General features: G+C 66.2%; 36 protein-coding genes. 35 read left to right on the plus strand and 1 reads right to left on the minus strand.

Annotated elements, in window-relative coordinates:
* The first annotated feature begins 163 nt into the window (after positions 1 to 163).
* From ngcE to rpsQ, 14 genes are all read left to right on the plus strand, one after another.
* Positions 164 to 1,630, plus strand: a complete 1,467-nt coding sequence (gene ngcE / locus ABD893_RS06315; protein ID WP_345077005.1) for an N-acetylglucosamine/diacetylchitobiose ABC transporter substrate-binding protein — start codon at positions 164 to 166, stop codon at positions 1,628 to 1,630.
* On the plus strand, positions 1,627 to 2,601 hold the full coding sequence (locus ABD893_RS06320) for a carbohydrate ABC transporter permease (RefSeq protein ID WP_345077008.1): 975 nt from the start codon (positions 1,627 to 1,629) through the stop codon (positions 2,599 to 2,601). Before ngcE ends, ABD893_RS06320 begins: the two co-directional genes overlap by 4 nt.
* Complete coding sequence (locus tag ABD893_RS06325; RefSeq protein WP_345077011.1) at positions 2,598 to 3,509, plus strand: carbohydrate ABC transporter permease; 912 nt, start codon at positions 2,598 to 2,600, stop codon at positions 3,507 to 3,509. The genes ABD893_RS06320 and ABD893_RS06325 overlap by 4 nt, the downstream gene beginning before the upstream one ends.
* A 407-nt stretch (positions 3,510 to 3,916) precedes the next feature.
* Positions 3,917 to 4,225: a 30S ribosomal protein S10 gene (gene rpsJ, locus ABD893_RS06330; protein WP_015776378.1), complete on the plus strand. Its 309-nt coding sequence runs from the start codon at positions 3,917 to 3,919 to the stop codon at positions 4,223 to 4,225.
* Positions 4,226 to 4,236: 11 nt separating this feature from the next.
* On the plus strand, positions 4,237 to 4,917 hold the full coding sequence (gene rplC / locus ABD893_RS06335; protein WP_345077016.1) for a 50S ribosomal protein L3: 681 nt from the start codon (positions 4,237 to 4,239) through the stop codon (positions 4,915 to 4,917).
* A 5-nt stretch (positions 4,918 to 4,922) separates the two neighbouring features.
* Complete coding sequence (rplD, locus tag ABD893_RS06340) at positions 4,923 to 5,855, plus strand: 50S ribosomal protein L4, sunset domain variant (protein ID WP_345077019.1); 933 nt, start codon at positions 4,923 to 4,925, stop codon at positions 5,853 to 5,855.
* A complete protein-coding gene (rplW, locus tag ABD893_RS06345; protein WP_345077022.1) occupies positions 5,852 to 6,154 on the plus strand; it encodes a 50S ribosomal protein L23 in 303 nt (100 codons plus the stop codon). Before rplD ends, rplW begins: the two co-directional genes overlap by 4 nt.
* A gap of 46 nt (positions 6,155 to 6,200) precedes the next feature.
* Positions 6,201 to 7,037, plus strand: a complete 837-nt coding sequence (gene rplB, locus ABD893_RS06350; RefSeq protein ID WP_345077025.1) for a 50S ribosomal protein L2 — start codon at positions 6,201 to 6,203, stop codon at positions 7,035 to 7,037.
* An 18-nt stretch (positions 7,038 to 7,055) separates the two neighbouring features.
* The gene (gene rpsS, locus ABD893_RS06355) at positions 7,056 to 7,337 is read left to right on the plus strand and encodes a 30S ribosomal protein S19 (protein WP_299298807.1); all 282 of its coding nucleotides are present in this window, start codon (positions 7,056 to 7,058) and stop codon (positions 7,335 to 7,337) included.
* A gap of 54 nt (positions 7,338 to 7,391) precedes the next feature.
* Entirely contained in the window at positions 7,392 to 7,745 is a 354-nt protein-coding gene (gene rplV, locus ABD893_RS06360; RefSeq protein WP_299298804.1) for a 50S ribosomal protein L22, read from the plus strand.
* 10 nt (positions 7,746 to 7,755) lie between these two features.
* Positions 7,756 to 8,610, plus strand: coding sequence for a 30S ribosomal protein S3 (gene rpsC / locus ABD893_RS06365; RefSeq protein WP_345077032.1), 855 nt, complete (start codon positions 7,756 to 7,758; stop codon positions 8,608 to 8,610).
* 5 nt (positions 8,611 to 8,615) lie between these two features.
* A complete protein-coding gene (rplP, locus tag ABD893_RS06370) occupies positions 8,616 to 9,035 on the plus strand; it encodes a 50S ribosomal protein L16 (protein ID WP_345077035.1) in 420 nt (139 codons plus the stop codon).
* Positions 9,035 to 9,268 carry a 50S ribosomal protein L29 gene (gene rpmC / locus ABD893_RS06375; RefSeq protein ID WP_345077038.1) on the plus strand — a complete coding sequence of 78 codons (234 nt, stop codon included), beginning with the start codon at positions 9,035 to 9,037 and terminating at the stop codon, positions 9,266 to 9,268. Before rplP ends, rpmC begins: the two co-directional genes overlap by 1 nt.
* 20 nt (positions 9,269 to 9,288) lie before the next feature.
* On the plus strand, positions 9,289 to 9,615 hold the full coding sequence (gene rpsQ, locus ABD893_RS06380) for a 30S ribosomal protein S17 (protein WP_345077041.1): 327 nt from the start codon (positions 9,289 to 9,291) through the stop codon (positions 9,613 to 9,615).
* A 153-nt stretch (positions 9,616 to 9,768) separates the two neighbouring features.
* On the opposite strand, the gene ABD893_RS06385 is transcribed toward rpsQ, so the two are convergent.
* A complete protein-coding gene (locus tag ABD893_RS06385) occupies positions 9,769 to 10,176 on the minus strand; it encodes a hypothetical protein (protein ID WP_345077044.1) in 408 nt (135 codons plus the stop codon).
* Between the two features lie 499 nt (positions 10,177 to 10,675).
* On the opposite strand from ABD893_RS06385, the gene rplN reads away from it, so the two are divergent.
* The 21 genes from rplN to ABD893_RS06490 all read left to right on the plus strand — a co-directional run bounded on the left by rplN (position 10,676) and on the right by ABD893_RS06490 (position 25,145).
* Entirely contained in the window at positions 10,676 to 11,044 is a 369-nt protein-coding gene (rplN, locus tag ABD893_RS06390) for a 50S ribosomal protein L14 (RefSeq protein ID WP_089064412.1), read from the plus strand.
* A 1-nt stretch (position 11,045) separates the two neighbouring features.
* Positions 11,046 to 11,432 (plus strand): 50S ribosomal protein L24, encoded by a 387-nt coding sequence (gene rplX / locus ABD893_RS06395; RefSeq protein ID WP_345077051.1) that lies wholly within the window; start codon positions 11,046 to 11,048, stop codon positions 11,430 to 11,432.
* Position 11,433: 1 nt separating this feature from the next.
* Positions 11,434 to 12,003, plus strand: a complete 570-nt coding sequence (rplE, locus tag ABD893_RS06400; protein ID WP_345077053.1) for a 50S ribosomal protein L5 — start codon at positions 11,434 to 11,436, stop codon at positions 12,001 to 12,003.
* A 1-nt stretch (position 12,004) separates the two neighbouring features.
* A complete protein-coding gene (locus tag ABD893_RS06405) occupies positions 12,005 to 12,190 on the plus strand; it encodes a type Z 30S ribosomal protein S14 (protein WP_193103395.1) in 186 nt (61 codons plus the stop codon).
* A gap of 72 nt (positions 12,191 to 12,262) precedes the next feature.
* A complete protein-coding gene (gene rpsH / locus ABD893_RS06410) occupies positions 12,263 to 12,661 on the plus strand; it encodes a 30S ribosomal protein S8 (RefSeq protein WP_345077056.1) in 399 nt (132 codons plus the stop codon).
* A gap of 19 nt (positions 12,662 to 12,680) precedes the next feature.
* The gene (gene rplF / locus ABD893_RS06415; protein ID WP_345077058.1) at positions 12,681 to 13,223 is read left to right on the plus strand and encodes a 50S ribosomal protein L6; all 543 of its coding nucleotides are present in this window, start codon (positions 12,681 to 12,683) and stop codon (positions 13,221 to 13,223) included.
* 2 nt (positions 13,224 to 13,225) lie between these two features.
* Positions 13,226 to 13,612: a 50S ribosomal protein L18 gene (gene rplR / locus ABD893_RS06420; RefSeq protein ID WP_345077061.1), complete on the plus strand. Its 387-nt coding sequence runs from the start codon at positions 13,226 to 13,228 to the stop codon at positions 13,610 to 13,612.
* A gap of 37 nt (positions 13,613 to 13,649) precedes the next feature.
* Positions 13,650 to 14,339 (plus strand): 30S ribosomal protein S5, encoded by a 690-nt coding sequence (gene rpsE, locus ABD893_RS06425; protein WP_299298757.1) that lies wholly within the window; start codon positions 13,650 to 13,652, stop codon positions 14,337 to 14,339.
* Positions 14,339 to 14,518, plus strand: coding sequence for a 50S ribosomal protein L30 (gene rpmD, locus ABD893_RS06430; protein ID WP_425548350.1), 180 nt, complete (start codon positions 14,339 to 14,341; stop codon positions 14,516 to 14,518). The genes rpsE and rpmD overlap by 1 nt, the downstream gene beginning before the upstream one ends.
* A 1-nt stretch (position 14,519) precedes the next feature.
* The gene (gene rplO / locus ABD893_RS06435) at positions 14,520 to 14,978 is read left to right on the plus strand and encodes a 50S ribosomal protein L15 (RefSeq protein ID WP_345077066.1); all 459 of its coding nucleotides are present in this window, start codon (positions 14,520 to 14,522) and stop codon (positions 14,976 to 14,978) included.
* A gap of 153 nt (positions 14,979 to 15,131) precedes the next feature.
* Complete coding sequence (secY, locus tag ABD893_RS06440; protein WP_345077068.1) at positions 15,132 to 16,436, plus strand: preprotein translocase subunit SecY; 1,305 nt, start codon at positions 15,132 to 15,134, stop codon at positions 16,434 to 16,436.
* Positions 16,433 to 17,035 (plus strand): adenylate kinase, encoded by a 603-nt coding sequence (locus ABD893_RS06445; RefSeq protein WP_345077071.1) that lies wholly within the window; start codon positions 16,433 to 16,435, stop codon positions 17,033 to 17,035. Before secY ends, ABD893_RS06445 begins: the two co-directional genes overlap by 4 nt.
* The gene (gene map, locus ABD893_RS06450) at positions 17,032 to 17,880 is read left to right on the plus strand and encodes a type I methionyl aminopeptidase (protein WP_345077074.1); all 849 of its coding nucleotides are present in this window, start codon (positions 17,032 to 17,034) and stop codon (positions 17,878 to 17,880) included. Before ABD893_RS06445 ends, map begins: the two co-directional genes overlap by 4 nt.
* Positions 17,881 to 18,210: 330 nt before the next feature.
* Positions 18,211 to 18,432, plus strand: a complete 222-nt coding sequence (infA, locus tag ABD893_RS06455; RefSeq protein WP_299298742.1) for a translation initiation factor IF-1 — start codon at positions 18,211 to 18,213, stop codon at positions 18,430 to 18,432.
* Between the two features lie 22 nt (positions 18,433 to 18,454).
* Positions 18,455 to 18,568 (plus strand): 50S ribosomal protein L36, encoded by a 114-nt coding sequence (gene rpmJ, locus ABD893_RS06460; RefSeq protein WP_299298739.1) that lies wholly within the window; start codon positions 18,455 to 18,457, stop codon positions 18,566 to 18,568.
* Positions 18,569 to 18,785: 217 nt separating this feature from the next.
* On the plus strand, positions 18,786 to 19,160 hold the full coding sequence (rpsM, locus tag ABD893_RS06465; protein ID WP_345077079.1) for a 30S ribosomal protein S13: 375 nt from the start codon (positions 18,786 to 18,788) through the stop codon (positions 19,158 to 19,160).
* Positions 19,161 to 19,264: 104 nt separating this feature from the next.
* Positions 19,265 to 19,669 (plus strand): 30S ribosomal protein S11, encoded by a 405-nt coding sequence (gene rpsK, locus ABD893_RS06470; protein WP_345077082.1) that lies wholly within the window; start codon positions 19,265 to 19,267, stop codon positions 19,667 to 19,669.
* Between the two features lie 155 nt (positions 19,670 to 19,824).
* Positions 19,825 to 20,820 carry a DNA-directed RNA polymerase subunit alpha gene (locus tag ABD893_RS06475; RefSeq protein ID WP_345077085.1) on the plus strand — a complete coding sequence of 332 codons (996 nt, stop codon included), beginning with the start codon at positions 19,825 to 19,827 and terminating at the stop codon, positions 20,818 to 20,820.
* 27 nt (positions 20,821 to 20,847) lie between these two features.
* Positions 20,848 to 21,507, plus strand: a complete 660-nt coding sequence (gene rplQ / locus ABD893_RS06480; RefSeq protein WP_345077088.1) for a 50S ribosomal protein L17, sunset domain variant — start codon at positions 20,848 to 20,850, stop codon at positions 21,505 to 21,507.
* Positions 21,508 to 21,970: 463 nt separating this feature from the next.
* Positions 21,971 to 23,932, plus strand: coding sequence for an S-layer homology domain-containing protein (locus ABD893_RS06485; protein ID WP_345077091.1), 1,962 nt, complete (start codon positions 21,971 to 21,973; stop codon positions 23,930 to 23,932).
* 166 nt (positions 23,933 to 24,098) lie between these two features.
* Positions 24,099 to 25,145, plus strand: a complete 1,047-nt coding sequence (locus ABD893_RS06490) for a polysaccharide pyruvyl transferase family protein (RefSeq protein WP_345077094.1) — start codon at positions 24,099 to 24,101, stop codon at positions 25,143 to 25,145.
* Positions 25,146 to 25,253: the final 108 nt, after the last annotated feature.

Genomic DNA, 25,253 nt, shown 5'->3' on the forward strand with positions numbered 1-25,253 from the left:
GGAAGAGCCTGGGTCCGCGCCGAATGGGAGCTGGACTGCTTCCGGCAGCCGTCGAGCACGTAACGATCGGAGGCACACCGCGGGGAATGGCCGTGACACTCGTCCGTAAAGGGCTAGTCTCCTGTCCAGCACTCGTATTCAACGTCGAACCACGGAGGCCATCATGGATGCACCGCACGACCCTCAGCTCGAGACCCCGCTGGACCGCCTGGGTGCTTCCCGGCGCCGTTTCCTCTCCCTTGCGTCCCTCGGCACCGGTGCCGTGGCGCTCAGCGCCTGTGCCACCGGTGGTGGCGGCGGCGATGACGAAGGCAGCGACGGGGGCGGTGGTGCCGTCGCCGAGGGCGGCGGCGAGGTCAGCGACGAGAACCCCTTCGGCGTGGAGCCCGACTCGACCGTCGATGTGGTGATCTTCAACGGCGGCTACGGCGACCAGTACGCGAAGGACGCCGGGACGAAGTTCGAGGAGCTCTACCCCGACGCGACCGCCGCCGTGAGCTCCACGGTGAACATCCAGCCCGATCTCCAGCCGCGCTTCATCGGCGGTGACCCGCCGGACCTCTTCGACAACTCCGGTGCGCAGTCCATGAATGCCAGCGCGCTGATCTCCGAGGGCAGCCTCGCGGAGCTGGGTGCGCTGATCGACGCGCCATCGCTCGACGGAGGCACCATCGGTGACTCGCTGCTGCCGGGCGTGCTGGTCCCCGGCACCTACTCCGGCAAGCTGTTCGCGCTGAACTACATGTACACGGTCTTCGCGCTCTGGTACTCGGCCAAGCAGTTCGAGGACAAGGGCTGGGAGGCCCCGGCCACCTGGGACGACGTCATGACCATCGGTGAGGCCGCCAAGGGCGAGGGCCTCGCCCTGTTCGCCTGGGGCGGTCAGAACGCGGCGGACTACTACCACGAGCTCGCCCTGTCGATGGCGATCAAGGAGGGCGGCCCCGAAGTCGGGAAGGCCCTGGACCGCCTCGAGGAAGGCGCGTACGAGCAGACGACCGTGGTCGACGCCTTCGCGGCGATCGAAGACGCCGTCAAGGCCGGGTTCTTCCTGGCCGGCGGTGCAGGTATCAAGCACACCGAGGCTCAGACGGAGTGGGTCACCGGCAGTGCGGTGATGTACCCCTCGGGCTCCTGGATCGAGAACGAGCAGCGCAGCACCACCCCGGAGGGCTACGCCATGACCGGCGTCGCCACCCCGATGCTCTCGGACAGCGCGGCGATGGGTCAGGCCGCGATGCACGGTGCGGCCGGGGAGCCGTTCATGGTCCCCAGCGCGGCGGCCAACGGTGCCGGCGGGCTTGAGTTCCTGCGGGTCATGCTGTCCAAGGAGCAGTGCGAGAACTTCTCGAAGCTCACCTCCTCGATGACGATCGTCAAGGACACCATCCCCGATGACGGCTTCGGCTCGACCGCACTGTCCTCGGTGAGCTCCATGATCGCGACCGCGGGGGAGGACGTCTTCACCTATAACTTCCCCGACTGGTACGGGATGGGCGACGACTTCAAGCCCCTCTGGGCCGAGTTCCTCAACGGCGACGTGACCGCGGACGAGGCGCGCGAACGGTCGCAGGCGGCGATCGACAAGATCCGGGAGGACGACAGCCGAGAGAAGTTCGACGTCGAATGATGGCAGCGGTCCCGACGGCCGCACCCCCGGAGAGCGCCCCGCGCTCCCGGGGGATGCGGTCGCGCATCACACCCTCCCGGATCCTGTTCTTCGCCCTGTTCCTGGGCGTGCCGATGTTGATCTATGTCGTGTTCGTGGTCTCGCCGTTCTTGCAGGCGTTCTACTATTCGCTCACTGACTGGCGCGGTCTGGCGAGGGCTCCCCAGTACATCGGGCTGGATAACTACATCACGCTGTTCCAGGACGGCGTCTTCCGCAAGGCGCTGCGCAACAACCTGATTCTCATGATCGTGCTGCCCACGGTGACGATCACGCTTGCCTTCGCTCTGGCGATCCTGGTGACCGTGGGCGGGGACAGCCGCGGGGAGATCCGCGGGATCCGCGGGGCGACGATCTTCCGGGTCGTGAGCTTCTTCCCGTACGTGATCCCCGCCGTGGTCATCGGCATCCTGTTCGCGTTCATCTACTCGCCCAACGGGGGCCTTCTCAACGGCCTGCTGAACCTCGTCGGGCTCGACATCCATATCGCGTGGCTGGGGGACAGGCGCTTCGCCCTCGCGGCGATCATGGCCGCCGTGGTGTGGAGCCTGGTGGGCTTCTACATGGTTCTCTTCGTCGCGGCGATCAAATCGATCCCGTCGGAGATCGTCGAGGCAGCCCGCATCGACGGGGCGGGCCGGTTCCGGCTCTCCGTCGCGGTGATCCTGCCGATGGTGCGGGAGAACGTCTCGACCGCGGCGGTGTACATGGGGATCATGGCCCTGGACATGTTCGTCTACATCAACGTGATGACCCCGACCGGAGGGCTCGGCAAGAGCACCGAGGTGGTCTCGAGATACCTCTACCAGACCGCGTTCAGCGACTCCCAGTTCGGTCTCGCCTCCGCGATGGGAGTGGTGATGGCGCTGATCACGATGCTGATGGCCGTCCTCGTCCTCTTCGGCACCCGCCAGCGGAAGGAGACGCGATGAGCACCGGACTCGATGCCCCCCGCACCGAAGGGAAGCAGACCTCCGCGGGGCCGCGCCCCATGCGCCGCCGCCGGGGAAGCAGCGGCGACCGGGTATTCACCGTTGTCGCCCAGGTGATCCTCACGATCTGGACCCTGGTGGTGCTCCTGCCACTGCTCTGGACGGTCTTCAGCTCGTTCAAGGGCTCCGGAGAGATTCTCTCCTCACCGTTCACGTTGCCCGCGGAGTGGAACTTCGACAACTTCGCCACCGCGTGGACCGAGGCCGGCATCGGTCGCTTCTTCGGCAACACCATCGTGGTGGTGGGCGGCGCGCTGTTCCTCGTCATGATGCTCGGGGCGATGTGCGCTTATGTGCTCGCGCGCTACGACTTCCCGGGTCGGCGGATCCTCTACTACTCCCTCATCGCGGGGCTGACCTTCCCGCTGTTCCTCGCCGTGGTGCCGCTGTTCTTCATCATGGAGTCCCTGCACATCCGCGGGACCTACATCGGGCTGATCCTGGCCTATGTGGGCTTCGCGCTCCCGTTCACCGTCTTCTTCCTCTACGCCTTCTTCCGGCAGCTGCCGGAGGAGATCGCGGAGGCGGCGGCGATCGACGGCGCCGGCGACTTCCGGACCTTCTTCCAGGTGATGCTGCCGATGGCAGGCCCGGGCATGGCCAGCGTGACGATCTTCAACTTCCTGGGCCTGTGGAACCAGTTCCTCATCCCGATCGTGCTGAACACGGACCGGGACAAGTGGGTCCTCGCCCAAGGACTCGCGAACATGCAGGCCCAGCAGGGATACGACTCGGACTGGGGGGCGATGTTCGCGTCCGTGACGATCACGATCATCCCGGTGCTGATCGTCTACCTGATCTTCCAGCGCCAGCTGCAGGGCGGGATCGGGCCGAGCACGAACAAGTGAGGTGGAAACGGCCCGGAGCCGTCGGTTCCGGGTCGTCCGTTCCACGCCCTCGGTGGCGGGTCAGCCAGCGGTGGAGAGTGATCTGTGACCGGGTGCACCCGCCTCTCCCTTGTGGGGGCGGTCCGATCTCTGGCACACTGTTCAAGTTGTCTGCGTGGGCCGACATGCCCGGTTCCGTTCTCCGAGGGTTTCACCTCGGCGAATGATCACCGGATGAGGCCCGTCCCGAGGATGCGAACCTTGCCTATGGCATCGATCGCGCATCGAACGAGGGAATCGACGCAGCAGCAGCCGACTTTCGGCGGTTCTGTGCTGGGCTCGTATGTCCTGCAGAGGCCGACACGCCCGTCCTCGGGTACCGGGAGACGGCTGCTTCCATGTCAGACCTAGAAGAGAGACAGGACGCCATGGCGGGACAGAAGATCCGCATCCGGCTCAAGTCGTACGACCACGAGGTGATCGACAGCTCGGCGCGCAAGATCGTCGACACGGTCACCAGCGCTGGCGCGACTGTTGTGGGCCCGGTGCCGCTGCCGACCGAGAAGAACGTGTTCTGCGTGATCCGGTCGCCCCACAAGTACAAGGACTCCCGTGAGCATTTCGAGATGCGCACGCACAAGCGACTGATCGACATCGTCGATCCCACGCCGAAGGCTGTGGACTCGCTCATGCGTCTCGACCTGCCGGCGGACGTCAACATCGAGATCAAGCTCTGAGGGTGGTGGAGATGAGCAACGAACTGACCGGCCAGAAGGCCCGTCCGGTGTCCGGCGTGCTCGGCACCAAGCTCGGCATGACCCAGGTCTGGGACGAGAATGGAAAGCTCGTTCCCGTGACCGTCGTGCAGACCGGTGCGAACGTCGTCACCCAGATCCGGTCCATCGAGACCGACGGCTACGACGCCGTGCAGATCGCCTACGGCCAGATCGACCCCCGCAAGGTGTCGGCACCGCTGAAGGGCCACTTCGAGAAGGCTGGCGTGACCCCGCGCCGTCACCTCGTCGAGCTGCGCACCGTCGACGCCGCTGACTACACCGTCGGCCAGGAGATCAACGCTTCGGTGTTCGAGTCCGGCCAGAAGGTCGACGTCGTCGGCACGTCCAAGGGCAAGGGCACCGCGGGTGTCATGAAGCGTTACGGCTTCGCCGGCGCCCCGGCCTCCCATGGTGCGCACCGCAACCACCGCAAGCCTGGTTCCATCGGTGGCGCATCCACCCCCGGTCGCGTGTTCAAGGGTCAGCGCATGGCTGGCCGTATGGGCGGCGACCGCACCAGTGTCCAGAACCTGACCGTTCACGCGGTCGACGTCGAGAAGGGCCTCGTGCTCGTCAAGGGTGCCGTTCCCGGCCCCAAGGGCGGCCTCGTGCTCGTCCGCTCGGCTGTCAAGAGCCCCGCGAAGGAGGCCTGAGCCCGATGGCAGCGAACCTCACTGTCGACGTGCTCGATCCGGCCGGCAAGAAGTCCGGCTCCGTCGAGCTGCCTGCGTCGATCTTTGACGTGCAGACCAACGTGCCCCTGATCCACCAGGTGGTCGTCGCCCAGCAGGCGGCCGCTCGTCAGGGCACGCACAAGACCAAGACCCGCGCCGAGGTGCGTGGTGGCGGTAAGAAGCCCTGGAAGCAGAAGGGCACCGGTCGTGCCCGTCAGGGCTCCCTCCGCGCCCCGCAGTTCGCCGGCGGTGGCGTCGTCCACGGCCCCGTGCCGCGTGACTACAGCCAGCGGACCCCCAAGAAGATGAAGGCCGCCGCACTGCGCGGAGCCCTCTCTGACCGCGCACGCAGCGGCCGCATCCACGTCATCTCCTCGCTGCTCGAGGGTGACGTCGCGTCCACCAAGGCCGCTCGCCAGACTCTGGCGTACGTCTCCGACCGTCGCCACCTGCTGGTGGTCGTGCGTCGGGACGACGATCTCGGTGCCCTGAGCTCGCGCAACCTGCCTGCCACGCACGTCCTGTACGCGGACCAGGTGAACACCTACGACGTCATGCGCGCCGACGACGTGGTCTTCACCGTCGCTGGCTTCGAGGACTTCGTGGCCCAGGCAATCCTGACCCTGCCCACCTCGAACTTCGCTGCTGCGAAGGCTGCGCCGGCTGCTGCCGTCGCCGCCCCGGCCGCTGCGCAGGAAGCTCCCTTCGGTGAGGGATCGGCGGCCCCGCTGGCCGACGACTCCGCTCCTGAGGGCTTCACGATCAAGGGCAACCAGGACTCGATGAAGTTCCATACCCCGGACTCCCCGTGGTACGGCCGTACCAAGGCCGAGGTCTGGTTCGCGACGGAGGAGGCCGCCAAGGCCGCCGGGTTCGTGAACGCAGTCAAGGAGTCCACCGAGGAGGAGTCGAAGTGACCTCGCTGAACAAGGACCCCCGCGACATTCTGCTGGCACCGGTCGTCTCCGAGAAGAGCTACGGCCTGATGGATGAGGGCAAGTACACCTTCCTGGTGGCTGTCGACGCCAACAAGACCGAGATCAAGATCGCCGTCGAGAAGGTCTTCGACGTCACGGTCTCCTCGGTGAACACGATCAATCGTCAGGGCAAGTCGCGCCGCACGCGCTTCGGGACCGGTAAGCGCAAGGACACCAAGCGCGCCATCGTCACCCTGACAGACGGAGCCATCGACATCTTCGGAGGGTCGGTCGCCTGAGGCGGCCGATATCCGAGGAGCCGAAGAGAGTCTGAGGGAATCCCACATGGCAATTCGTAAGAGCAAGCCGACCACGCCCGGTCGTCGTTTCTCGAGTGGCGCCGACTTTGTCGAGGTCACCCGGTCGACGCCGGAGAAGTCGCTGGTCCGCCCGCTGTCCAAGTCCGGCGGCCGTAACAACAACGGTCGCATCACGTCCCGTCACCGGGGCGGCGGCCACAAGCGTGCCTACCGCGTGATCGACTTCCGTCGTCACGACAAGGACGGCATCAACGCCAAGGTCGCTCACATCGAGTACGACCCCAACCGCACCGCGCGCATCGCACTGCTGCACTACCTGGACGGCGAGAAGCGTTACATCCTCGCCCCGTCCAAGCTGCGTCAGGGCGACTGGATCGAGAACGGTCCGGGCGCGGACATCAAGCCCGGCAACAATCTGCCGCTGCGCAACATCCCGCTGGGCACCGTGATCCACGCTATCGAGCTTCGGCCCGGTGGCGGTGCCAAGATCGCCCGCAGCGCCGGCGCCTCCGTGCAGCTGGTCGCCAAGGAAGGGCCGTATGCGCAGCTGCGCATGCCGTCCGGCGAGATCCGCAACGTCGATGCGCGCTGCCGCGCGACCATCGGCGAGGTCGGCAATGCCGAGCAGTCCAACATCAACTGGGGCAAGGCAGGCCGCATGCGCTGGAAGGGCAAGCGCCCTCACGTGCGTGGCGTCGTCATGAACCCGCATGATCACCCTCATGGTGGCGGCGAAGGCCGTACCTCCGGTGGTCGTCATCCGGTGTCGCCCTGGGGTCAGCCCGAGGGCCGTACCCGTCGGCCGGGCAAGGAGAGCGACAAGCTCATCGTGCGCCGTCGTCGGTCCGGCAAGAAGCGCTGATAGGGAGAATCAGGAACTATGCCTCGCAGTATCGCCAAGGGCCCCTTCGTGGACGACCACCTTCAGAAGAAGGTGGATGTCCAGAACGAAAAGGGCACCAAGAACCTCATCAAGACCTGGTCGCGTCGTTCGGTGGTTACCCCGGACTTCCTCGGCCACACCTTCGCAGTGCACGACGGTCGCAAGCATGTCTCGGTGTTCATCACCGAGTCGATGGTCGGCCATAAGCTCGGCGAGTTCGCTCCGACGCGGACTTTCAAGGGCCACGAGAAGGACGACAGAAAGGGCCGTCGTCGCTGACCTCGCGGTCAGCACGGCAGCACGTCCCGACACCCAGAAGAAAGCAGGACAGCAATGGAAGCCAAGGCGCAGGTGCGGCATCTCCGCATGTCGCCCATGAAGGCTCGCCGCGTTGTGGACCTGATTCGTGGCAAGAGCACGGCCGAGGCCCTGGACATTCTGCGGTTCGCACCGCAGGCCGCCAGTGAGCCCGTCCTCAAGCTCGTCGAGTCCGCGATCGCCAACGCGCGGGTGAAGGCTGATCAGGCAGGGGAGCGCTTTGACGAGCGCGACCTCGCCGTCGCCGCCGCCTTCGTCGATGAGGGTCCGACCCAGAAGCGGTTCCAGCCGCGTGCTCAGGGTCGAGCCTTCCAGATCAAGAAGCGCACCAGCCACGTCACCGTGGTCGTCGCTCCCGTGAACAAGTAAGGAGTCCCGAATGGGCCAGAAGGTCAATCCGAACGGGTTCCGTCTCGGGATCACGACGGAACACAGCAGCCGTTGGTTCGCTGATTCCTCCAAGGAGGGTCAGCGCTACCGCGACTACGTGAAGGAAGATGTTGCGATCCGCAACCTCATGTCCAAGGGCATGGAGCGGGCCGGCATCTCGAAGATCGAGATCGAGCGCACCCGTGATCGTGTGCGCGTCGATCTCCACACCGCTCGCCCGGGCATCGTCATCGGGCGTCGTGGCGCGGAGGCCGAGCGTCTCCGTGGTGAGCTCGAGAAGCTCACCGGCAAGCAGATCCAGCTGAACATCCTCGAGGTCAAGAACCCCGAGGCTGACTCCCAGCTGGTTGCTCAGGGCATCGCCGAGCAGCTCGCCGCCCGCGTTTCCTTCCGCCGTGCGATGCGCAAGGGCATGCAGTCCGCGCAGCGTGCAGGTGCGAAGGGCATCCGAGTGGCCGTCTCCGGTCGCCTCGGTGGCGCCGAGATGAGCCGTAACGAGTTCTACCGCGAGGGTCGCGTGCCGCTGCACACCCTTCGCGCGAACATCGACTACGGCTTCTACGAGGCCAAGACCGCCTTCGGCCGCATCGGCGTGAAGGTGTGGATCTACAAGGGCGACGTCACCGCCAAGGAGCTCGCGGCTCAGCAGGCCGCCTCGCAGGGTCCCCGCTCCGGCGGACGTGGCGCCCCGCGTGCAGAGCGCCCGCGTGGTCGTCGTAACGAGCGGAACGCCACCGCGCGTCGGGACGACAGCCCGGAGGGTGCAGCTACCGCTGCCGCTCCGGCTGCAGCGCCCGCCGAGCAGGCAGCCGCTCCCGTACAGCAGCCCGGAACGGAGGCCTGAGCGACATGCTGATCCCTCGCAGGACCAAGCACCGCAAGCAGTACCGACCGCACCGCAGTGGCATGTCCAAGGGCGGCACTGATCTCGCGTTCGGCGACTTCGGCATTCAGGCTCTCGAGCCCGCCTATGTCACCAACCGTCAGATCGAAGCTGCACGTATCGCCATGACGCGCTACATGAAGCGTGGCGGCAAGGTGTTCATCAACATCTACCCCGATCGTCCGCTCACCAAGAAGCCTGCCGAGGTCCGCATGGGCTCCGGTAAGGGTTCGGTCGAGTGGTGGATCGCCAATGTCAAGCCGGGTCGAGTCATGTTCGAACTCGCCGGCGTCGAGGAGGAGGTGGCTCGCGAGGCACTCCGCCTGGCGCAGCACAAGCTCCCCATGAAGAGCCGCATCCTGAGCCGAGAGAGTGGTGACATCTGATGGCAGCGACCAAGCTCACCGCCGATGAACTCGACAAGCTGGACGACGCGAAGCTGGTGGAAGAACTTGCCAAGGGCAAGGACGAGCTGTTCAAGCTCCGTTTCCAGTCCGCGACCGGTCAGCTCGAGAACTCCGGCCGTCTGCGGTCCGTCAAGAAGGACATCGCACGGATCTACACGATCCTGCGCGAGCGAGAGCTGGGCATCCGTCAGGCGCCCGGCGCCGCCGAGTGACCGCGAAGCGAGGAACAGAGATGACTGACAACACCCAGGCCGAGACCCCGGCCGTCGAGGAGCTCGACAAGGAAGGCGCGCACGCGTCGTCCCACGAGCGTCCCTACCGCAAGACCCAGCGTGGTTTCGTGGTCTCGAACAAGATGGACAAGACCATCGTGATCGAGGTCGAAGAGCGTGTGAAGCACGCCCGCTACGGCAAGGTCACGACCAAGACGAGCCGGTTCAAGGCTCATGACGAGGAGAACAGCGCCGGCGTCGGCGACCGTGTCGTCGTCATGGAGACCCGGCCCACCTCCGCTACCAAGCGGTGGCGTCTGGTCGAGATCGTCGAGCGCGCCAAGTGATCGGGCGGTCCCAGTGACCGCACCGTGAATTCAAGAAGGGCCGGTCCTCCCCACGTGGGGGGCCGGCCCTTCTTGCTGCCCTGAGAGAGAGGACGCTTCTCCCAGCGCGGGTCTCTGTTCCTGCGGCGACGCTTCTGCGGCAGCCCGCCCGAGTCAGGCGGTCAGCTGGATCAGCAGTGCACCGGCCAGCGCGTCTTCCGCCGCAGGTGCAGGGACCTCTCGGGTGGCGCCGGCGGCGTCGATCAATGTGACCTCATAGCCGCCGTCCGCGAGGCGGCTCAATGCGCTGAAGGAGTCGCCGAGCGCCAGGCGCAGCTGATCCTCCCGGGGCACCCAGAGCGCTTCCTGCTGCTCCACGGAATCCAGCGCCCACTCAGTCGTCCCATTGAACCGCAGCAGCCGTTCGCCGCTGCGGCCATGCCCGAGCTCGATGACCATCGAGGAGAGCATGAAGGTGTCATCCCGCAGCTGTTCGTTGTCGATGACGAACCGGTCCCCGTCCGTCGGGGTCCACTGCAGGCCTGCGTCCCGAAGACGGCGTGCGATGTCGATGTCGATCATGGCGACGAGCCTATGCCTCACCGGAAGCCCGTGATGGTGGGCCCCCGCCCACCAGGCTGGATCCGCGCGAGCTCGAGATGCGGCGTCTTCCGCCCCGTCGGTCATCGCCCCTCAGGAGAGCAAGCACACACGGCCCAGGTCATGGTCAGGGGGTGACAGAGGCGTGTGCGGCGCGTACGCTTGAACGGTTGCCGGACGGCTGTGCACATGCATCTTCGGATGTGGGTGAACTGGCGTCTGCGACCGGATTCGGTATCACCAGATCCGTCCTCCCCGGAGACCTCGTACGAGAAGCGAACGCTCTGCGTTCCTCACGCTAGTGCCTGAGTCCGGATGAGGAGTTTTTTGGTGCCCGGGACCGGTCGACGGTCGCGGCCTCGGTCGAAGTTCTGACCGGAGCCGAAGCGGTGCAAGTGCAGTGTCCATATTCCGTTCCGCAAGGCTCGGCCTCCCCGCCCCCGCGGGTGGGAAGAGAACCGGTGAGACGATAGGAGAACGAGTGATTCAGCAGGAGTCGCGACTGAAGGTCGCCGACAACACGGGTGCCAAGGAGATTCTCTGCATCCGCGTTCTCGGTGGCTCCGGTCGCCGTTACGCCAGCATCGGGGACACCATCGTGGCGACCGTCAAGGACGCCATCCCCGGTGGCAACGTCAAGAAGGGCGACATCGTCAAGGCGGTCGTCGTCCGCACGTCCAAGGAAGTCCGTCGCATCGACGGCTCCTACATCCGCTTCGATGAGAACGCAGCGGTCATCCTCAAGACTGATGGGGAGCCGCGCGGAACCCGCATCTTCGGCCCCGTCGGCCGTGAGCTGCGCGATAAGCGCTTCATGAAGATCGTCTCGCTGGCACCGGAGGTGGTGTGACATGGCAAAGATGAAGATCAAGAAGGGCGACCTCGTCCAGGTGATCACTGGTCGCACCAGCGACAGCGATGCCGCCGCCACGCGCGGCCTCGCGGTCGGCGACAAGGGCAAGCAGGGCCGTGTCCTGCAGGTGTTCCCCGATTCCCAGCGTGTGCTGGTCGAGGGCATCAACCGCCGCACGCACCACGTCAAGCCCAACCAGGCTGGCGGCGCGGGCGGCATCGAACAGCGCGAGGCCACGATCCACGTCTCGAACGTGGCTCTGGTCGACCCGGAGGACAACAAGCCGACCAAGATCGGTTACCGCGTCGAGACCCTCGAGCTCGAGAACGGCCGCACCAAGCAGGTGCGCGTCCGCTTCGCCAAGCGCTCCGGGAAGGACATCTGAGATGAGCGAGACTGTCACCCAGGCGACCACCCCGCGCCTCAAGAGCAAGTACAACGAGACCATCAAGGCTCAGCTGACCGAGCAGTTCGGTTACGGCAACGTCATGCTGGTCCCCGGTCTGACCAAGATCGTCGTGAACATGGGCGTCGGCGACGCCGCTCGCGACTCCAAGGTCATCGACGGTGCTATCCGCGACCTCGCGGACATCACCGGTCAGAAGCCCCAGGTCACCAAGGCTCGCAAGTCCATCGCACAGTTCAAGCTGCGCGAGGGCATGCCGATCGGTGCCCACGTGACCCTGCGCAACGCCCGTATGTGGGAGTTCCTGGACCGTCTGCTGTCCACCGCGCTGCCCCGTATTCGTGACTTCCGCGGCCTGTCCCCGAAGCACTTCGACGGCAACGGGAACTACACCTTCGGCCTCACGGAGCAGGTCATGTTCCATGAGATCGACCAGGACAAGATCGACCGTGTCCGCGGTATGGATATCACGGTTGTGACCACCGCGAAGACCGACGACGAGGGACGCGCGCTGCTCAAGCTGCTCGGCTTCCCCTTCAAGGAGAACTGATATGGCGAAGACAGCCCTGATCAAGAAGTCGGAGCGTAAGCCCAAGTTCGCTGTGCGCGGCTACACCCGGTGCCAGCGTTGCGGTCGTCCGCACTCCGTGTATCGCAAGTTCGGACTCTGCCGAGTCTGCCTTCGCGAGATGGCTCACCGCGGTGAGCTCCCCGGCGTGACCAAGAGCAGCTGGTAAGGACTACCGCCAGAGGTCCCTCGTCGCATACATGGCGGCCGAGGGAAACCAGGTGAGGAAGAAGCAACAGACATGACCATGACCGACCCGATCGCGGACATGCTGACGCGCATCCGTAACGCCTCAGGGGCGTACCACGAGAACGCGTCCATGCCGTATTCGAAGTTGAAGGCCCGCATCGCGGACATCCTGAAGGCAGAGGGTTACATCCTCGGCTGGACCGAGGAAGAGGCCGAGGTGGGCAGCAAGCTCGTCCTCGAACTCAAGTACTCGGACAGCCGTGAGCGTGCCATCTCCGGGATCCGCCGTATTTCGAAGCCCGGCCTGCGCGTGTACGCAAAGTCCACCAATCTGCCCAAGGTCCTCGGCGGACTGGGCGTGGCGATTCTGTCCACGTCCTCCGGCCTTCTGACCGACCGGCAGGCTGCCAAGAAGGGTGTGGGTGGGGAAGTCCTCGCCTACATCTGGTGAGCGGGAGAGGAGAACAGCTATGTCCCGCATCGGACTCCGCCCGGTCGTAGTACCGGCAGCAGTGCAGAACGTCGCCATCGAAGGCCGCACCATCACGGTGACCGGCCCCAAGGGGGCTCTCACCCATGTGGTGCCCGCACCCCTCACCGTCGAGCGCGGTGAGGACGGCACCATCGTGGTGAGCCGCCCCGACGAAGAGCGTGAGACCAAGGCCCTCCACGGCCTGACCCGCACGCTCGTCAACAACATCGTCCTCGGCGTCACCGAGGGCTACTCCAAGAAGCTGGAAATCGTGGGCACGGGCTACCGTGTGACCGCGAAGGGCACGGACCTCGAGTTCGCCCTCGGCTTCTCCCACCCCGTCGTGGTGAAGGCGCCCCAGGGCATCACCTTCGTCGTCGAGTCGCCGGCCAAGTTCTCGGTCAACGGCATCGACAAGCAGCAGGTGGGCGAAGTCGCAGCGAACATCCGCAAGCTGCGCAAGCCCGAGCCCTACAAGGGCAAGGGCGTGCGCTACGCCGACGAGGTCGTGCTTCGCAAGGCCGGAAAGGCTGGTAAGTGACCATGGGTTACGCACTCAAGCACACCAAGGGCAACCGGGGCAGCAAGCTGCGCATGCGCGGCCGTCGCCACCTTCGGGTTCGTCGTCGTATCATCGGCACCGCCCAGCGTCCGCGCCTGGTGGTCACCCGCTCTGCGCGCCACGTCTTCGTCCAGGTCGTCGACGACGCCCTCGGCAAGACCGTCGCGTCGGCATCGACCATGGAAGCCGACCTGCGCGGCACCGAGGCAGCGAAGACCGACAAGGCCCGCACCGTCGGGACCCTCGTCGCTGAGCGTGCCAAGGCTGCCGGGATCGACTCCGTCGTGTTCGACCGCGGCGGCAACAAGTACCACGGCCGTGTGGCCGCCGTCGCAGACGGCGCCCGCGAGGCTGGCCTGGCGCTGTGATCGCCGCCCGGACACAGGACGAGAAGAGGATCTGAATATGGCTGCACAGCAGCGTAGCAACGGTCCCGCGGCCTCCGGCCGTGGGAACGACAACACGAACACCAGCAACGATCGTGGTGCCCGTCAGGGCGGCAACGACCGTGGTGGGCGTCAGGGTGGCCGCGGCCGCGGGCAGGAGGCCGAGAAGTCGGCATTCCTCGAGCGCGTCGTGAGCATCAACCGCGTGTCCAAGGTCGTCAAGGGCGGCCGCCGCTTCTCCTTCACCGCCCTCGTGGTGGTGGGTGACGGCGACGGCACCGTCGGTGTCGGCTACGGCAAGGCCAAGGAGGTGCCCGCGGCGATCGCCAAGGGCGTCGAGGAGGCGAAGAAGAACTTCTTCCGCGTCCCTCGCATCCAGGGCACCGTCGTGCACCCGGTTCAGGGTGAGGATGCAGCAGGCGTCGTCCTGCTGCGCCCGGCCGCTCCTGGCACCGGCGTCATCGCCGGCGGTCCGGTCCGCGCCGTTCTCGAGTGCGCCGGAGTGCACGACGTGCTCTCCAAGTCGCTCGGCTCGACCAACGCGATCAACATCGTGCGGGCAACGGTCGCCGCACTCAAGATGCTCGAAGAGCCGGAGGCCGTGGCAGCACGTCGTGGCCTCACGGTCGAGCAGGTCACCCCGGCACCGCTCCTGCGGGCTCAGGCCGCAGGTCGTGCAGCGGCCCGTGCACAGAAGGTGGGTGCCTGATGCAGATCAAGGTGACCCAGACCCGTTCTGACATCGGCGGCACCAAGAGCCAGCGAGCCACCCTGCGCGGCCTCGGCCTCAAGCGCATCGGTGACACCGTGGTGAAGGAAGACCGCTCTGAGATCCGCGGCATGATCCGCACCGTCACCCATCTGGTGACGTTCGAAGAGGTGGACTGACATGACTGATTCCAACCAGAGCCCTCTGAAGCTTCACGACCTGCGCCCCGCGCCGGGTTCCAAGACCGCACGCACCCGCGTCGGTCGCGGTGAGGCTTCCAAGGGCAAGACGGCCGGACGTGGCACCAAGGGCACCAAGGCCCGCAACACGGTGCGCATCGGCTTCGAGGGCGGGCAGATGCCGCTGCACATGCGGCTGCCGAAGCTTCGCGGCTTCACCAACCCGTTCCGCGTCGAGTACCAGGCAGTGAACCTGGCGACCCTGCAGGAGCTGTTCCCCGAGGGCGGCACTGTGACGGTCGAGGATCTCGTCGCCAAGGGCGCCGTGCGCAAGAACCAGCCCGTCAAGGTGCTGGGCGCCGGCGACGTGAGCGTCAAGCTCGACGTCACCGCCCAGAAGTTCTCCGCCTCGGCGGAGCAGAAGATCGCGGCGGCTGGCGGGTCCGTCACCACCGCGTGAGTCTCTTTTGACGGGGCGCCGTGGCACAGAATAATCTGTGCGACGGTGCCCCGTCGTCATATCGGGGCCGGTCCGATGCCCGCGAAGATCCGCGGCACCGGGGCGGACCATGACAGCCTTGGTCCCGTCCCCGGACCTCCAGGAGGGAAACAGGTGAACTCGTTCGTGCGCGCGCTGCGCACCCCCGAGCTGAGGGCGAAGATTCTCTTCACACTCGGTCTGCTCGCGGTATATCGCGCTGGTGTCTTCGTCCCCACCCCGGGATTCGACGCCTCCAACGTGATGTTCTGCGCTGATCAGGCCGCCTCGGCCGGCGGCTCCAACGTGATGGGCATGATCAACATGTTCTCCGGTGGCGCCCTGTTGCAGCTCTCCATCTTTGCCCTGGGCGTGATGCCCTACATCACCGCGTCGATCATCGTGCAGCTGCTGCGCGTCGTGATCCCGCGGTTCGAAGCCCTTCATAAGGAAGGGGCATCCGGCACGGCGAAGCTCACCCAGTACACCCGGTACCTCACGATCGGTCTGGGTGTCCTCCAGTCGACCACCATCATCACGCTGGTGCGCTCGGGCAACTTCTTCGTCGGCTGCCAGCTCGAGCTGGTTCCCGACCAGTCGATCCCGACCCTGCTGATGATGGTCCTGACGATGACCGTCGGCACCGTCCTGATCATGTTCATGGGCGAGATGATCACCGAGCGTGGCATCGGCAACGGCATGTCGCTGCTGATCTTCACCTCGATCGCCTCCTCCTTCCCGGGCTCCTTCGCCCAGGTGTGGAAGCTGCAGGGATGGCTGACCTTCTCGCTGGTCATCGTCGTGGCGCTGGTCGTCATGGTCGGCATGGTGTTCGTCGAGCAGTCGCAGCGTCGGATCCCCGTGCAGTACGCGAAGCGCATGGTGGGTCGCCGCATGTACGGCGGCACCTCGACCTACATTCCGGTGAAGGTCAACCAGGCCGGCGTCATCCCCGTCATCTTCGCCAGCTCGATCCTCGCGCTGCCGCAGATGGCCTCGTCCTTCGGAGATCCGGAAGCAGGATGGGTGCAGTGGGTCAACACCCACCTGGTGCTCGGCTTCTCCTTCTCCTGGGTCTACGCGCTGGTGTACGTGACCCTGATCGTCTTCTTCGCGTTCTTCTACACCTCGATCACCTTCAATGCGGAGGAGATCGCAGACAACATGAAGAAGTACGGCGGGTTCATCCCCAACGTGCGCGCGGGCAAGCCCACCGAGAACTACCTGCGCTATGTCATCAACCGGATCCAGTCCGCGGGTGCCGTCTATCTCGCGGTGATCTGTCTGATCCCGCTGGTCGCTCTCGTCTATCTCGGCACTTCGCAGGACTTCCCGCTCGGCGGCGTGTCCCTCCTGATCATCATCGGCGTCGGCCTCGACACCGTGAAGCAGATCGATGCGAAGCTCCAGCAGCACCACTACGAAGGGATTCTTCGGTGAACACCTCCACCCCCGCCTCCTCTGTCCAGGCCCGCCGCCTGCTGATCGTGGGCCCGCCCGGTGCGGGCAAGGGCACCCAGGCCGTGCGCCTCGCGGAGGAGCTCTCCATCCCGGCGATCTCCACCGGCGACATCTTCCGCGCGAACGTGTCCGGTCAGACCGAGCTCGGCGTGCTCGCGAAGTCCTACATGGACAAGGGCGAATACGTCCCCGATTCGGTCACCAACGACATGGTCCGCTCGCGGCTGGCCGAGGACGATGCCCAGGACGGCTTCCTGCTGGACGGCTACCCCCGCACCCTCGACCAGGTGTCCGCCCTCGACGGGATGCTCACCGAGCTGGACACCACGCTCGACGCGGTGCTGCTGCTCGTGGTGGAGACCGAGGAGGTCGTGGGCCGGCTCGTCGAGCGGGGCAGGGCACAGGGTCGCAGCGACGACACCGAGGAGACCATCCGCCACCGGCTCGAGGTCTACTCCGAGCAGACCGCGCCGCTGATCGACGTCTACGAGAAGCGAGACCTGGTGCGCCGGGTCGATGGCATGGCGTCGATCGATGACGTCACCACGTCGCTGCGTGGGGCCCTCGCCAGCCGATGAGCATCCTGCCGGAGCGCGTGGAGCTCAAGACCCCTGAGCAGATCGTGGTGATGCGCCGCAGCGGGAAGCTGCTGCACCGCGTCCACGAGATGCTCGCCGCGGAGATCCGGCCCGGCATCACCACCGACGAGCTGGACACCCTTGCCCACGACATGATCCGCGACGAGGGCGCGACCCCGAACTTCCTGGGCTACCAGGGATATCCGGCGACGCTGTGCATCAGCGTCAACGAGGTCGTGGTCCACGGGATCCCCGACGACCGTCGGCTCGTGGACGGCGACATCGTCTCCATCGACGGCGGTCTGATCATCGAGGGCTGGCATTCGGATGCGGCACGCACCCATATCGTGGGCACGCCTCGTTCTGTGGCCGATGAGGACCTCGTCCGCACCACCCGTGAGGCGCTCTGGGCCGGCATCGCCGCCCTCGCCTCCGCGGACCGTGTGGGGGAGGTCAGCGCCGCGATCGAGGACTTCGTCAGCGAGATGGCGGGGGAGTCCCTCTCCCACCTCGAGGGCTTCGGAGGCCATGGGATCGGTACGGCGATGCATCAGGCCCCCGACGTCATGAACTACCGCACCCGTTCGCGTGGCCCCCGGGTGCGCCCCGGGATGTGCCTGGCGATCGAGCCGATGCTGATCCAGGGCCCCGGCAACTGGACGCTCGAGGACGATGACTGGACCGTGCGGGCCACCGCCGGAGGTCGTGCGGCCCATTCAGAGCATTCTGTGGCCGTGACCGAGCAGGGTCTGCTGGTGCTCACCGAGGGCGACGGCGGCGCCGCCGAGCTCGCGCTGCGAGGCGTGGTGGCCGCGCCGGATCCGCTGGCCGACCCTGCTGCGTGAGGAAGTCTCAGGGTGCAGCCGCCCGCAGGCCGAGCCGTGGGCGGGAAGTGACCGGTGTCATCACCGCGGCCCCTCGCCTGATCCGTGAGGCGCGTGTAGGCTGATCCATCGGGTGTGCTCCGTGCATGTCGTCCTCATCGCAGGTCGTGCAGTCCCGTCGCGCCGATCGATCCCACGGCTCCGCCGTGAAGATCAGCGAGGCTGACGGCACGTGCAGCGCGCACCCTTGTCGACCACCGTACCGTCGCCTGACGGTCGGTGAGCACAGCCTGAGAATTCAGGAACGCGGAACTCGGCTCCGGTGTGCCGGGGGCGAGAGATTGGGGAGGCATGGCGAAGAAGGACGGCGTGATCGAGGTCGAGGGCTTGGTGACGGAGGCGCTTGCGAATGCGCGATTCCGTGTTGAGCTCGACAACGGGCACAAGGTGCTCGCGCACATCTCCGGGAAGATGCGCCAGCACTACATCCGCATCCTTCCCGAGGACCGTGTGGTCGTCGAGCTGAGCCCCTACGATCTTGACCGTGGCCGCATCGTGTACCGCTACAAGTGATCGTCCCGGGAGAAGGAAAGCTATGAAGGTCAATCCGAGCGTCAAGCCCATCTGTGACAACTGCAAGGTGATCCGTCGCCACTCGCGTGTCATGGTGATCTGCTCGAATCCCCGTCACAAGCAGCGCCAGGGCTGAGCGGAGTACTCCGCACATCCCGGCACCTGCCGTGACAGCCGCCCCTGAGGTGGCAGCCCGCAAGGGCACCGTCCGATCCGTCGGACACACATAAAAGAAGAGACGACACCACCGGCCCTCGGGTCGGCCACCCGCAGCGCGGAGGCTGCGGCGTCCAGGGAAACAGACCCGGGCGAGGTGTTGGATCAGGCCTCCGAGACAGTAGGAGAATCTGCACATGGCACGTCTGGTGGGAGTCGACCTTCCGCGCGAAAAGCGCCTTGAAGTCGCCCTGACGTACATCTTCGGCGTGGGACGCACCCGCGCCCTGGAGACCCTGGCCGCGACCGGCGTCTCCGGTGACCTGCGCGTGCGCGAGGTCAGCGACGAGGACCTCGTCAAGCTTCGCGATCACATCGAAGAGCACTACATGATCGAGGGCGATCTTCGCCGCGAGGTCGCCGCGGACATTCGCCGCAAGGTCGAGATCGGCAGCTACCAGGGTCTGCGCCACCGCCGTGGCCTGCCCGTCCACGGTCAGCGCACGAAGACCAACGCGCGCACCCGCAAGGGCCCCAAGCGCACGGTCGCCGGCAAGAAGAAGACCCGCTGATCCACGGCTTCTGCCGTCGGACCGCGAGCGTCTTCGGACCCGTAGTCACTTCGCGCCGCTGAGGGACCCGGCGCACCCGAAATCCACCAGAGGAGTACTGCCGCATGGCATCCAAGACCCAGCAGGCCGCTGCGCGTAAGCCGCGCCGCAAGGACAAGAAGAACATTGTCAACGGCCAGGCTCATATCAAGAGCACATTCAACAACACGATCGTGTCCATCACGGACCCGAACGGTGCCGTCATCGCCTGGTCCTCTGCGGGCCAGGTCGGCTTCAAGGGCTCGCGCAAGTCGACCCCCTATGCCGCGCAGATGGCCGCCGAGTCCGCAGCTCGTCGCGCCCAGGAGCACGGCATGAAGAAGGTCGACGTCTTCGTCAAGGGCCCGGGCTCCGGCCGCGAGACCGCGATCCGCTCGCTCACCGCGACCGGCCTCGAGGTCGGTTCGATCCAGGACGTCACCCCGCAGCCGCACAACGGCACCCGCCCGGCCAAGCGCCGCCGCGTCTGACCTCTGCGGTCACGGCGGGGACGTTGCTCCCTGTCGTTCCGTTCCGTGCCGGGCAGGGCTCCTGCCGTGCCCGGCACCCTGGACACCACCCACCTTCTAGGCCCATCGCCCCCTTCTGAGCGTCATATGGCGGACGCTCGCTGAAAGGATCCACAGTGCTCATTGCACAGCGCCCCACGCTGACCGAAGAGGTCGTGTCGGACAACCGCTCACGGTTCATCATCGAGCCGCTCGAGCCGGGCTTCGGCTACACCCTCGGCAACTCCCTGCGCCGCACCCTGCTGTCCTCGATCCCCGGAGCTGCGGTCACTTCGATCCGCATCGACGGTGTGCTCCACGAGTTCAGCACGGTTCCCGGCGTGAAGGAAGACATCACCGAGGTCATCCTCAACGTCAAGAACCTGGTCGTCTCCTCCGAGAACGACGAGCCGGTCGTGATGTACCTGCGTCGCGAGGAAGCCGGTCGCGTCACCGCTGCCGACATCACCCCGCCGGCCGGCGTGGAGATCCACAACCCTGACCTCCACATCGCGACCCTGAACGAGAAGGGCCGGCTGGAGATCGAGCTGATCGTCGAGCGCGGTCGCGGCTACGTCTCCGCCGCGCAGAACAAGGGCGTCGACGGAGAGATCGGCCGGGTTCCGGTCGACTCGATCTACTCGCCCGTGCTGAAGGTGACCTACAAGGTCGAGGCAACCCGTGTCGAGCAGCGCACCGACTTCGACAAGCTGATCGTCGACGTCGAGACCAAGCCCGCCATCTCCCCGCGTGATGCGGTGGCTTCGGCAGGCAAGACCCTGGTCGAGCTGTTCGGTCTTGCGCACGAGCTGAACCAGGAGGCGGAGGGCATCGAGATCGGCCCGTCGCCCACGGACCAGGCTCTGGCCGCCGATCTGGCGCTTCCGATCAACGACCTGAACCTCACGGTCCGGTCGTACAACTGCCTGATGCGCGAGGGTGTCCACACCGTCGGCGAGCTGACCGCCCGTTCTGAGGCCGATCTGCTCGACATCCGCAACTTCGGCCAGAAGTCCATCGACGAGGTCAAGGCGAAGCTCGTCGACCTCGGTCTGTCGCTGAAGGATTCCCCGGCCGGATTCGATCCGTCCGCCATGGATTCCTACTCCGACGGCTTCGGCGACCAGTACTGACCTTTATCTTTCACTAGGAGAACGACCATGCCTACCCCCACCAAGGGTGCGCGCCTCGGCGGATCCCCCGCCCACGAGCGGATGATCCTCGCCAGCCTCGCGACCGAGCTCTTCCGCCACAAGGCGATCACCACCACTGAGACCAAGGCCAAGCGCCTGCGCCCCCACGCGGAGCGTCTCATCACCCAGGCCAAGAAGGGCGATCTCGCCTCTCGTCGTCGGGTCATGGAGACCGTCCGTGACAAGGGCGTCGTCTACACGCTGTTCGAGGAGATCGCCCCGAGCTTCTCGGAGCGTCCCGGCGGCTACACCCGCATCACCAAGGTGGCTCCCCGTCGTGGCGACAACGCCCCGATGGCCGTCATCGAGCTCGTCACCGAGGAGTTCTCGGCCAAGCAGTCCGTGGTGAAGGAGGCTGAGGGCGCCGCCAAGAACGACGTCAAGGCTGAGGACACCGCAGCTGCCGAGGAGAGCACCGCGCCGTACGGCGAGGACTCCTACAAGGGCGAGACCCCGCCCGAGGGCTTCGACATCAAGGGCAATGAGGACTCGATGAAGTTCCATACCCCGGAGTCGCCCTGGTACGACCGCACCATCGCCGAGGTCTGGTTCCGCACCGCGGACGCCGCCGAGGCCGCTGGGTTCGCCAACGCGAAGCCGGCCGCTGATGAGGCCGACGAGGCCTGAGCAGCGTCTGACGCCGCACCGTGACGAGGGCGGGACACAGGAGAGATCCTGCGTCCCGCCCTCGTTTTCGGTGATCGTTCAGGAGCTCACGTCCGAGGCGAGGCATTCCAATAAAATTTGGACTATTGCCTGGTATCGGATATTTCCGATATCACCTGGGCTTTTGAGACCAGCATCTCCGGTGTTTGTCGGATCGTGACCCGAGCGAAAGATTCTGCGCGGGTTTCGTGGACTACGGTGATTGACGGATGTCCGCTCTCCGGGCACCCTCGTCTCGTTCTCTGAGCACGTGGTGTGTCTGGTGTGGCTCGACATCGACTGTCGCGCCCCACCACCTCTCGTTCGGAGCTGTTCATACATGTCTACGCGGAACATTCCCCCCGCCCCCGACACTCGACGTATCTCGCCACTCTCGCGGCGCGGGCTGCTTGTCGCAGCCGCCTCAGTTCCCGCCGGAGCTGCTGTGCTCAGCGCCGTACCCGCTCTCGCCGACCCCTCGGTGACCGACGGCGAGACCCGCATCCTCGACATCGCCCTGGCGGATGTGCCGCTGCTCGATGAGAGTGACGCGCAGGTGCGCGATCTCGCCGATCAGCCGGCGACCATGGTCGGCGTGACCTGGCCGAATGACAACGATGCCCCGGAAGTCCAGGCCCGTGGTCTGGGCGAGGACGGCGAGTGGACCGAGTGGCTCCCGTTGGAGACCGCGGAGAATCCCGAGACCGGTGAGGACGCCGCCGGCACCGAGGTCGCCTGGGTCGGGGTGGTCTCCGCCCTGCAGATCCGGGCTGAGCTCGAAGGAGACGACGTCACCGAGGGCTTGACCGCGCATGTGGTGACCACCTCGCCGGCTCCGGCCGACAGCCACGTCGAGCAGTTCACCGGCCCGGGCGCGAGGGTCTCCCAGGCCGATCAGGTGACCACGATGGCTGCGGTCGCCTCGACGAATCCCGCCACACCCGTCCTCGGACCCGGAGCGCCGTCGTACGTCTCCCGTGCAGGCTGGGGGGCGGACGAATCGGTGGTGCGCGGTACCAGTGGCGCCGATCAGCTCAAGGCCGTGGTCATCCACCACACCGCAGGCACCAACAACTACTCCGCCTCGCAGTCCGCGCAGATCGTGCGCGGCATCCTGAGCTACCACACCGGCACCTTGGGCTGGGCCGACATCGGCTACAACATCCTGGTCTCGAAGTACGGCCAGATCTTCGAGGGTCGCAGCGGCGGCCTGCACCGCAACATCACCGGTGCCCACGCGTACGGCTTCAACACCGGCTCCTTCGGCATCTCGGTGATGGGGAACTACAGCAGCACCGTCCCGCCGCGTGCCGCCAGGGTCGCCGTCGCGGAGCTGGTGGGATGGAAGCTGCTGAACACCTTCCAGACCAGCGTGTGGGCCAAGTCCTCCTGGACTCCCGGCACCGGCACGCGATTCACCGCTGGGAAGACCATCCTGCTCGCGAAGATGATGGGCCACCGCGACGTCAACTTCACCGAATGCCCGGGGCTGAGCCTCTACGGCCAGTTCGACACCATCCGCGGCGAGGCGCAGAGCTTCATCGACGGCGGCTGGAAAGAGCACCTCTGGGCCTTCCAGGGAGCGGGCGGCGCGGCGAAGCTCGGCACGGTCGTCAAGAGCGCCCACCGCACCGGGAAGTACACCGCGACCGCACTCACCAAGGGGCTGGTCCTCCAGGAGGGCGGCTCGGCCGCCGGTTATGCGACGCCGTTCGGCCCCCAGTGGGGTGGCTCCTGGGGTCGTCCTGCCAGGAACGCGTCTACCGACGGCGACCGTCAGATCCAGCCGTTCCAGAACGGTCTCGCAGCGCGCGAGGGCAGCAGGACCCGGTTCGTGAAGCCCTCCTTCCGCGACGTCTCCCCGTCACGGGTGTTCTTCCTCGAGATCCAGGATCTCTTCGCCGCCGGTGTCACCAAGGGCTGGGGAGACGGGAGCAATCGCACGTTCCAGCCCAACAGCAACAACCTCCGTGACGCGATGATCGTGTTCATCCACCGTGCGATGGGCGCGCCGGCGTACACACCCCCGCGCACCTCGCCCTTCCGGGATGTGAATCCGAGCTTCGTCTTCTACAAGGAGATCTGCTGGGCGTACAAGGAAGGCATCACCGAGGGGTGGGGCTTCGGGAACAACCGCACCTTCCGGCCCCTTGAACCCGTCAAGCGCGATGCAGTGGCGGCCTTCCTCTACCGAGCCGCCGGATCGCCGGCCGCGAGCACGTCGGACGCTGATCGCTTCAAGGACGTTCCCCGCAGCCACGTCTTCGCCAAGGAGATCGGCTGGCTCGCGAAGACTGGGATCAGCCGTGGCTGGGATGACGGGACCTTCCGTCCCAACGCCTATATCAAGCGCGACCAGATGGCGACCTTCGTGATGCGCTGGATGAAGCACACCGGACGCGCCTGAGATGTTCAGTTTCCGTCGGCAGCGCCCGGCGTCCTCCTCTGCGGCAGCGACGGCCGGTGTCCCGGCACCCGAGCTCGGTGCTCGCTCAGCACGCTCTCCGGGTGCTGAACAGGCAGCACCAGTGCAGTTCGAGGGGCCCGCGCGGGCGCCGTTCTACCTGGTATCGATGGCGTCCTACCCGAACTACGGGGATGAGCTCATCGCGCGGCGCTGGCTCGAACATCTGGCGCGCCACCGCCCTGAGGACGATGTCTGGTTGGACGTCCGACACCCGGGGACGGCGACCGCGCTGTTCGGCAGCATCCACCCACGGCTCCGCGTGACCGATGCGGTGTTCCGTACGGTCGAGGACTCCCGGCACGGCTCTCGACGCAGCGTGGAAGACATCGTCACGGAGCTCGGCACTCCGTTGTACGACGCGTCTCTGCTCGCCCTGCGCGAGGCACAGAGCCTGCACCTGCTCGGCGGCGGTTTCCTCAACGCGGTGTGGCCGGAGAACGACCTCATCGTCCGCACCATGCGCGCAGCATCCCGTCTCAGTGGCGCACCGCTGCTCGCGACCGGCCAGGGCTTCGCCCCTTTCGGAGAAGAGTTCCTGCAGGATTTCGACCACGTGAGCGTGCGGGACGCTCCGAGTGCGGAGCTACGGGGAATCGCCCGTGGCGTCGACGACGCCTATCTCCTCGAAGCCCTGCCGGCCCTCGATCGCTCCGCACCGCCGGAGCTGGTGCTGTGCGTCCAGTCGGACGCTATCGACGTCGGCGCCTTCGAGCAGCTGCTGGACTATGTGCGAAGGACCGTGGAGGCCTCAGGGATCCCGCGAGAGCGGACTCGTTATGTGGAGGCACTGCCCGGTGGGGACTACGCAGGATATGACCGGCTTCGGGATCTGGTGGCCGAGGATGGGTTCGTCCCCTTCACCCAGTTCTGGCGCGGCGAGTTCACGCCAGCCGCACATCAGCGCTGGATCACGACCCGTTTCCACCACCACCTGGTCGCCTCGCTCCACGGGGCCCGCGGTATCGCACTCACGGCGAAGCCGGGATATTACGACGTGAAGCACAGCTCCCTCGTCGAGGGCGGAACTGGATGGACCATCTCCGACGGGACGGGGCCCGTGCTGGACCTCGGCGGGCTGTCCACGCCCGCCTCCGCCGCAGCGGCTGTCGAGGAGAAGCTCGCCGAGGCGCATCGTCTCTACCGGGCGGACTGAGCGTCCGCCGCTCCGTGGAACGTTCTTCTCGGCGCGGCATCCCCTCTCAGCGGTCGCCGCCAGAGACCGGAGCCGAGAGCGGAGAGGGGAATTCGCAGAGAAGGGCCT

Source organism: Brachybacterium paraconglomeratum, from assembly GCF_039541415.1.
Taxonomy (GTDB): Bacteria; Actinomycetota; Actinomycetes; order Actinomycetales; family Dermabacteraceae; genus Brachybacterium; species Brachybacterium paraconglomeratum_A.

Coding starts and splice junctions, on each gene's coding strand:
- rplD (WP_345077019.1), top strand. CDS start 4,923: ATGGCAGCGAACCTCACTGTCGACGTGCTCGATCCGGCCGGCAAGAAG.
- rplB (WP_345077025.1), top strand. CDS start 6,201: ATGGCAATTCGTAAGAGCAAGCCGACCACGCCCGGTCGTCGTTTCTCG.
- rplP (WP_345077035.1), top strand. CDS start 8,616: ATGCTGATCCCTCGCAGGACCAAGCACCGCAAGCAGTACCGACCGCAC.
- rpsK (WP_345077082.1), top strand. CDS start 19,265: ATGGCATCCAAGACCCAGCAGGCCGCTGCGCGTAAGCCGCGCCGCAAG.
- rpsJ (WP_015776378.1), top strand. CDS start 3,917: ATGGCGGGACAGAAGATCCGCATCCGGCTCAAGTCGTACGACCACGAG.
- ABD893_RS06490 (WP_345077094.1), top strand. CDS start 24,099: ATGGCGTCCTACCCGAACTACGGGGATGAGCTCATCGCGCGGCGCTGG.
- rplF (WP_345077058.1), top strand. CDS start 12,681: ATGTCCCGCATCGGACTCCGCCCGGTCGTAGTACCGGCAGCAGTGCAG.
- ABD893_RS06320 (WP_345077008.1), top strand. CDS start 1,627: ATGATGGCAGCGGTCCCGACGGCCGCACCCCCGGAGAGCGCCCCGCGC.
- ABD893_RS06385 (WP_345077044.1), bottom strand. CDS start 10,176: ATGATCGACATCGACATCGCACGCCGTCTTCGGGACGCAGGCCTGCAG.
- rpmJ (WP_299298739.1), top strand. CDS start 18,455: ATGAAGGTCAATCCGAGCGTCAAGCCCATCTGTGACAACTGCAAGGTG.
- rpsM (WP_345077079.1), top strand. CDS start 18,786: ATGGCACGTCTGGTGGGAGTCGACCTTCCGCGCGAAAAGCGCCTTGAA.
- rplQ (WP_345077088.1), top strand. CDS start 20,848: ATGCCTACCCCCACCAAGGGTGCGCGCCTCGGCGGATCCCCCGCCCAC.
- rplC (WP_345077016.1), top strand. CDS start 4,237: ATGAGCAACGAACTGACCGGCCAGAAGGCCCGTCCGGTGTCCGGCGTG.
- map (WP_345077074.1), top strand. CDS start 17,032: ATGAGCATCCTGCCGGAGCGCGTGGAGCTCAAGACCCCTGAGCAGATC.
- rpsS (WP_299298807.1), top strand. CDS start 7,056: ATGCCTCGCAGTATCGCCAAGGGCCCCTTCGTGGACGACCACCTTCAG.
- ABD893_RS06325 (WP_345077011.1), top strand. CDS start 2,598: ATGAGCACCGGACTCGATGCCCCCCGCACCGAAGGGAAGCAGACCTCC.
- rpsH (WP_345077056.1), top strand. CDS start 12,263: ATGACCATGACCGACCCGATCGCGGACATGCTGACGCGCATCCGTAAC.
- rplR (WP_345077061.1), top strand. CDS start 13,226: ATGGGTTACGCACTCAAGCACACCAAGGGCAACCGGGGCAGCAAGCTG.
- rplE (WP_345077053.1), top strand. CDS start 11,434: ATGAGCGAGACTGTCACCCAGGCGACCACCCCGCGCCTCAAGAGCAAG.
- rplV (WP_299298804.1), top strand. CDS start 7,392: ATGGAAGCCAAGGCGCAGGTGCGGCATCTCCGCATGTCGCCCATGAAG.
- ngcE (WP_345077005.1), top strand. CDS start 164: ATGGATGCACCGCACGACCCTCAGCTCGAGACCCCGCTGGACCGCCTG.
- ABD893_RS06405 (WP_193103395.1), top strand. CDS start 12,005: ATGGCGAAGACAGCCCTGATCAAGAAGTCGGAGCGTAAGCCCAAGTTC.
- infA (WP_299298742.1), top strand. CDS start 18,211: ATGGCGAAGAAGGACGGCGTGATCGAGGTCGAGGGCTTGGTGACGGAG.
- rplX (WP_345077051.1), top strand. CDS start 11,046: ATGGCAAAGATGAAGATCAAGAAGGGCGACCTCGTCCAGGTGATCACT.
- rpsE (WP_299298757.1), top strand. CDS start 13,650: ATGGCTGCACAGCAGCGTAGCAACGGTCCCGCGGCCTCCGGCCGTGGG.
- rpmC (WP_345077038.1), top strand. CDS start 9,035: ATGGCAGCGACCAAGCTCACCGCCGATGAACTCGACAAGCTGGACGAC.
- rpsC (WP_345077032.1), top strand. CDS start 7,756: ATGGGCCAGAAGGTCAATCCGAACGGGTTCCGTCTCGGGATCACGACG.
- rpmD (WP_425548350.1), top strand. CDS start 14,339: ATGCAGATCAAGGTGACCCAGACCCGTTCTGACATCGGCGGCACCAAG.
- rplO (WP_345077066.1), top strand. CDS start 14,520: ATGACTGATTCCAACCAGAGCCCTCTGAAGCTTCACGACCTGCGCCCC.
- rpsQ (WP_345077041.1), top strand. CDS start 9,289: ATGACTGACAACACCCAGGCCGAGACCCCGGCCGTCGAGGAGCTCGAC.